The sequence below is a fragment of the Enterococcus sp. NBRC 3427 genome (assembly GCF_007996925.1).
Lineage (GTDB): Bacteria > Bacillota > Bacilli > Lactobacillales > Enterococcaceae > Enterococcus_B > Enterococcus_B lactis.
Genome location: NZ_BJLL01000092.1, coordinates 1 through 5,634 on the forward strand (window position 1 = coordinate 1; position 5,634 = coordinate 5,634).

General features: G+C 38.4%; 5 protein-coding genes. 2 read left to right on the forward strand and 3 right to left on the reverse strand.

Translation table 11 applies throughout. The features are described from left to right. Positions 1-196: 196 nt before the first annotated feature. From ESP02_RS12730 to ESP02_RS12740, 3 genes are all read right to left on the reverse strand, one after another. The gene (locus tag ESP02_RS12730) at positions 197-496 is read right to left on the reverse strand and encodes a hypothetical protein (protein ID WP_002374168.1); all 300 of its coding nucleotides are present in this window, start codon (positions 494-496) and stop codon (positions 197-199) included. Between the two features lie 226 nt (positions 497-722). Then, the gene (locus tag ESP02_RS12735) at positions 723-2,225 is read right to left on the reverse strand and encodes a UDP-N-acetylmuramoyl-L-alanyl-D-glutamate--L-lysine ligase (protein WP_002374169.1); all 1,503 of its coding nucleotides are present in this window, start codon (positions 2,223-2,225) and stop codon (positions 723-725) included. A 91-nt stretch (positions 2,226-2,316) separates the two neighbouring features. Next, positions 2,317-2,907, reverse strand: a complete 591-nt coding sequence (locus tag ESP02_RS12740; RefSeq protein ID WP_002374172.1) for a YitT family protein — start codon at positions 2,905-2,907, stop codon at positions 2,317-2,319. A 178-nt stretch (positions 2,908-3,085) separates the two neighbouring features. On the opposite strand from ESP02_RS12740, the gene ESP02_RS12745 reads away from it, so the two are divergent. Together ESP02_RS12745 and ESP02_RS12750 are read left to right on the forward strand one after the other, a co-directional pair. Continuing rightward, positions 3,086-4,732 carry a polysaccharide biosynthesis protein gene (locus ESP02_RS12745; protein ID WP_146926067.1) on the forward strand — a complete coding sequence of 549 codons (1,647 nt, stop codon included), beginning with the start codon at positions 3,086-3,088 and terminating at the stop codon, positions 4,730-4,732. A 48-nt stretch (positions 4,733-4,780) separates the two neighbouring features. After that, a complete protein-coding gene (locus tag ESP02_RS12750; protein WP_146926069.1) occupies positions 4,781-5,500 on the forward strand; it encodes a pseudouridine synthase in 720 nt (239 codons plus the stop codon). Positions 5,501-5,634 lie beyond the last annotated feature (134 nt).

The window sequence follows — 5,634 nt, forward strand, 5'->3', positions numbered from 1 at the left end:
GTGGGACAAAAGTAAAGAAAAACTTTTGTCTCACGCTCTAAACATGTGTAAACGGCGGAAGCAGAAGCAACTCCTTCGGAAATAAGCTGAAATTCACGAAAATTTGAAAAGCAATTTTCGTGAATTCCCTCTTATTTCTTGGAGTTAATCGCTTCTGTCCCAGCCTCATTATAGTCAATATGATTCGAACGAAGCATCAAGGCAGAATACCGAGCGACTGAAGCAAACCTAGACATGTGAATATCAGATAAACGACTAGAAAAAATAGAGCAACCCTTCCGCCTAAGCGCGCGAAAAACTTAGTCTGATGCTTCCGACTCATCAAGTAAGAAAAAAGTAGCAGTAACCATCCAACAATCGATGCATCAACTGGCAAATGGAGATTTCTAAAAATAACGACCCCCATTTTCCCACTTTGCAAATCCAAAGTTAGAAAAATGACAGAAAAAAGAGAAAGAAAAAAGATACCGTTTGCTAAGTTGAAAATTTTTTTCATAATAACCACCTTTATATTATTGAAAAGACAGGAATAATAAACTAAAAGCAACGATAGAAGAGCCAGTAAACAAAACGAATGAAAACGATATCTTAAAGAGGCGTGATAAAGAAACAATAAAAAATTAACGTAGTTCCGGCAACTTTTCTTGATAATTCCATAGACGGGACGCTATGAAAAGTTTTCTTTTCATGGCGTCCCGTCTACTAGAATATAAATAACATTATTATTCAATCAACCGCTTCACGATTGCATAATCCCCTTCATAAGGTTCATCTACACCATTGATTTTTTGATAGGGATCAACCCCTTTTCCCGCAATGACGACTGAATCCTGCGGAGCACTTTCTGCTAAAGCACGTCGAATCGCTTCAGGACGGTCCATTTCATAATGAACGATCAATTCTGGATTAGTAATTGCTTCATTGATTTCTTCCGCGATTTTTTGCGGATCTTCAAATGCTGGGTCATCTGCCGTCAAAAAGGCAACGTCAGCTGTTTCTGATAGCACTTTTCCAAAATCATGTCGACGGGAGATTGCTTTGTTTCCTGGGCTGCCTAATACAACAATTACACGACCATCTGGATGTTCATTTTTGGCAAATTCCAGCAATGTTTTCAAACTTAGATAATTATGTGCGTAGTCCACATAGACATGCGCCCCATTTGATTGGATCAATTGATCCATTCGGCCTGGTACACGAGCTTCTTTTAATCCGGCTTGTGCATCTTGACTGGAAGCACCTGTTAGTGCTGCGGCAATGATCGCACTGGCTGCATTTTCTTGATTGAATCCTCCGGCCAGCAAAATATCATAAGCAGTATCGCAGATAGCTAAGTGATCTTGACGAGAAGATAAAGTAAACCCGTGGTTACCTTTGTCTGAATGAATCACTTGATAATTGCTTTCTTCCGAACGACCATAAGTGATCGTTGGGATCTGGAATAGATCGGCGGTTTCTTTAAGCAAATCAAAATAGTCACTTTCGTGATTCAAAACAACTGTTTTTGAGTTTAAGATCAATTGACGCTTGCAATAGAAATAGTCATCAAATGTCGGATGTTCGATCGGACTGATATGGTCAGGCGAGATATTCAAGAAGATTCCTACATCTAAAGTCAACCCGTACACACGTTGTGTTTTGTAAGCTTGGGAAGAAACTTCCATCACTAAATGAGTCATACCATTTTCAACTGCTTCTGCCATCATACGATATAAATCTAATGACTCAGGCGTTGTTAAATGGGATTTGAAATACGTTTTGCCATCTAGCGTTGTATTCATCGTAGAAAGCAATGCAGTTTTTTTATTCGTTGTGTGATCCAAGATTGCTTTAGTAAAGTACGCAGCAGTTGTTTTACCTTTTGTTCCAGTGAATCCAATCACTTTCAATTTATTTTGTGGATAGTCGTAAAAGGCCATAGCAAGAAGTGCCATTGCTTTACGGATATCCGTCACAATGATTCCTACTGCTGAATTTTCGTATGGCTGCTCTGATACGTAATATTGGATACCTTGTTTGATCGCTGAATCCAAATATTCTTCTTTGAAATTCATTCCTTTACAGAAAAACAGAGTAGAAGCATCAGCTTTTCTTGAATCATAACTTAACTGAAGAAATTCAGCTTTTTCTGGTACATCAAGATGCCAGCCTTTTGTTGAAACAAATTCTTTTAATAGATGTTCTTTTAATAGTAAATGACGGATGTCTTCTAAAGAGAAGCTCATTGATTGATCCCTCGCTTCATTCAATTTCTTGGTTTATTATAGCACACTCTTTTCAATATATCGTTTGATTCCGCTATGACAAAATCCAGCTTTATTCAAATTTTCTTGACACAGGGGACAAGCGGATGAGTATTTTCATAAACAATGAACTGACTGTAATAGATAGGAGAACGAACAGTGTTTCCCACAATCCAAAAACATAATAATTCAAAAAGACGATAAAGCTATTCGTAAGTAACAGTCCTTGCGGCATTGGAAGTCGAAAAAATTTGTGAAAAATAATTGGCGGTATCGTTATCCCGCCATTTGAGGCTCCGACGGTGTACAATGTGTAAACGCCAAGACTGAACAAAAGACTTCCTGAAATCAGTGAGAAGAAATGAGAGGAGAGCATTTCCACTTTTGGAACGATTTCTAAAACAACAGGAAAAAGCAGACTTCCCGCTACAGTTTTAAAAAATATTGATTTTCCTAATAGAATAGCGGCTAGAAGCAGCATCATAAGATTGATGCTCCAAACAGTAACTGAACGTTGGATAGAAAAGGCCGTTTCAACTAAATGTCCAATTGCGCCCACTCCGGCGGAAGCTATATCGTGAGGGAGCAAGAACCAATTCAATCCAACTGTGATAAAGAAAAGACCTAAAAATATAACGGGTAGTTTTTTTATTTCTTGTGTCATTGATATCTCCTATAAATGTTAGCCATAAAAGGCTGTATATTTCTTTACTTTACCAAAAAAACGAAACCGAATTCAAAAAAACATTCGTTCTTATAAAAGTTATATAAAATCGATTGCCAGTTTCTGTTTTACCAATTAAAATGATAGTAATGTTTTGTAGAAAGTTGGGATCTGACCGATGGATAATCAAAGAAAACCAGCATTAGATCAATTATCACCGCAAGAAAAAATGGCACGAGGCTCTGCCTGGATGACCGCCAGTAATATCATTTCAAGGTTGCTAGGAGCTGTCTATATCATTCCTTGGTATGCTTGGATGGGCGAAAATGCTAAGGCTGCCAATGGATTATTCAATATGGGGTACAATATATATGCATTATTTCTACTAATCTCTACAGCAGGAATACCCGCGGCGATCGCAAAACAAACCGCGCGATATAATTCGTTGAATGAATATGGCACTTCACGACGATTATTCATCCGTGCATTACAGATGATGGGCGGGTTAGGTCTTTTGTTCGCTTTGTTCATGTACATCGCCTCTCCTTGGCTAGCTCATGCTTCTGGTGGCGGAGAAGAACTGATTCCAACGATGCGTTCTTTGAGTATCGCTGTATTGGTTTTTCCTTGTATGAGTGTGATACGAGGGTATTTTCAAGGGAACCAAGAGATGATGCCTTATGCGCTGTCGCAGATCGTCGAACAAGTTGCACGTATTTTTTATATGCTGTTGGCTACATTCATCATCATGAAAGTCATGAATGGCGATTATGTGACGGCGGTCACGCAATCAACTTTCGCGGCATTTATCGGTATGCTAGCAAGTATCCTTGTCCTTTTGTATTTTTTGAAGAAACATCAAGCGTATACATCTGCATTTATCCACTACAGCGAAAACAAAGTAAATATTGCAACGAAGGAATTGTTGTTAGATACCATTAAAGAAGCAATACCGTTTATTATCGTTGGTTCAGGGGTAACAATCTTCAAATTAGTCGATCAATTCACTTTTATGAGGATCATGTCCGCATCCACTGAATATTCCAATGCACAGTTGCTAGATCTTTTTTCGATTTTTAGTGCCAATCCAGATAAGTTGACGATGGTAGTTATCGCATTGGCAACATTGATCGCGTCTACCGGGTTACCGTTGATTACAGAAGCTGTTACGTTGAAAGATCGAGTAGGGCTGGCAAAATTGACGAGCGGAAATTTACAACTGTTTTCATTTTTTATGTTTCCAGCGACATTTGGTGTCATGTTACTTGCCTATCCGCTAAACACATTATTTTATACACCAGATTCTCTAGGAAGCAATGTACTGATCCAAGCAAGTTTTGTAGGACTCTTCTTAGGGTTATATATGCTAGTTTCCAACATGCTGCAAGGAATGTTTGAAAACAGGGCGGCAATCAGTTATTTGGTTGTTGGATTTCTGGTGAAACTACTTCTTCAATATCCAGCCATTCGTTTATTTGAAGTGTATGGCCCTTTATTAGCGACAATGCTCGGGTTTGCTGTGTCTTGTACTTTGATCTTAAAGAGGATCCATGAAGTAGCTCGCTTTAAACCAAGTTTTGTCTGGCGTAGGACATTACTGATCTTTATTCTTACCTTGATTATGCTTTTTGCTTCGTGGATCACAAAGATGATTTTTGGGACTTTCTTAAATGAAGATAGTAAATTCCAGTCTCTATTATTGATTCTTGCAGTAGCAGGCATAGGGGCATTGGTGTACGGTTATTTAGCTTTGAAAATCCGTTTGGCAGAAAGACTACTAGGACCAGGAATAGCGCGTTTACGACACAAATTAAAAATAAAATAAGTGAATGGGAAGAGCTGAATCAATGCTCTTTTGAAATGGGGGAAACGCATGCGTTTAGATAAATTTTTAGCAGACATGGGACTTGGTAGCCGCAAAGAAGTCAAAGGATTGATCAAAAAAGGAACGATTGAAGTCAATGGACAAGTGGTCAAAAGCGATAAAGCGCAAGTAAACGAGTTTGAAGATACGGTTACTTATTTAGGAGAAATCATTGCGTATCAAAAAGATTTTTATTATATTTTGCATAAACCTGCAGGAGTCATTTCTGCTACTCAGGATAATCATGATCAAATCGTAATCGATTTGTTGGAAGACCAGGATTATCGGGAAGATCTTTTTCCAGTTGGCCGATTGGATAAAGACACGGAAGGCCTCCTGATTTTAACGAATGATGGGGTATTTGCCCATCAGTTATTATCACCAAAAAAACACGTGGAGAAAGAATATCTAGCTGAGGTTAGCGGTATAATGACAGAAGAAGATATCCATTTATTTGCAGAAGGACTGATTATGGATGGCGATGAGCAGACATTGCCGGCAAAACTCCAAATTGATCAAGTAGATCAAGAGTCAGAAACTTCAATTATCCGTCTGATTTTGCATGAAGGGAAGTTTCACCAAGTCAAGCGAATGGTCAAAGCAGTAGGAAAAGAAGTCTTATATTTAAAAAGAATCCGTATGGGGAATTTTTGTCTGCCTAAAGATTTGAATAAAGGGCAGTATCGCCCTATGACCAAAGAAGAGCTAGAACAAGTGAGAGAAAAATAAGTGAATGGATAGCTAAAAGAATAAGCATTGTAGTTGTAGCGCCATCTGAAAAGCAGACTTGTCCGTCTGACTTTTGGATGGCTTTTTTGTGAAGGAAAGCAAAGATTAAGCGTAGAGGTTGTAATAGAAGTGGT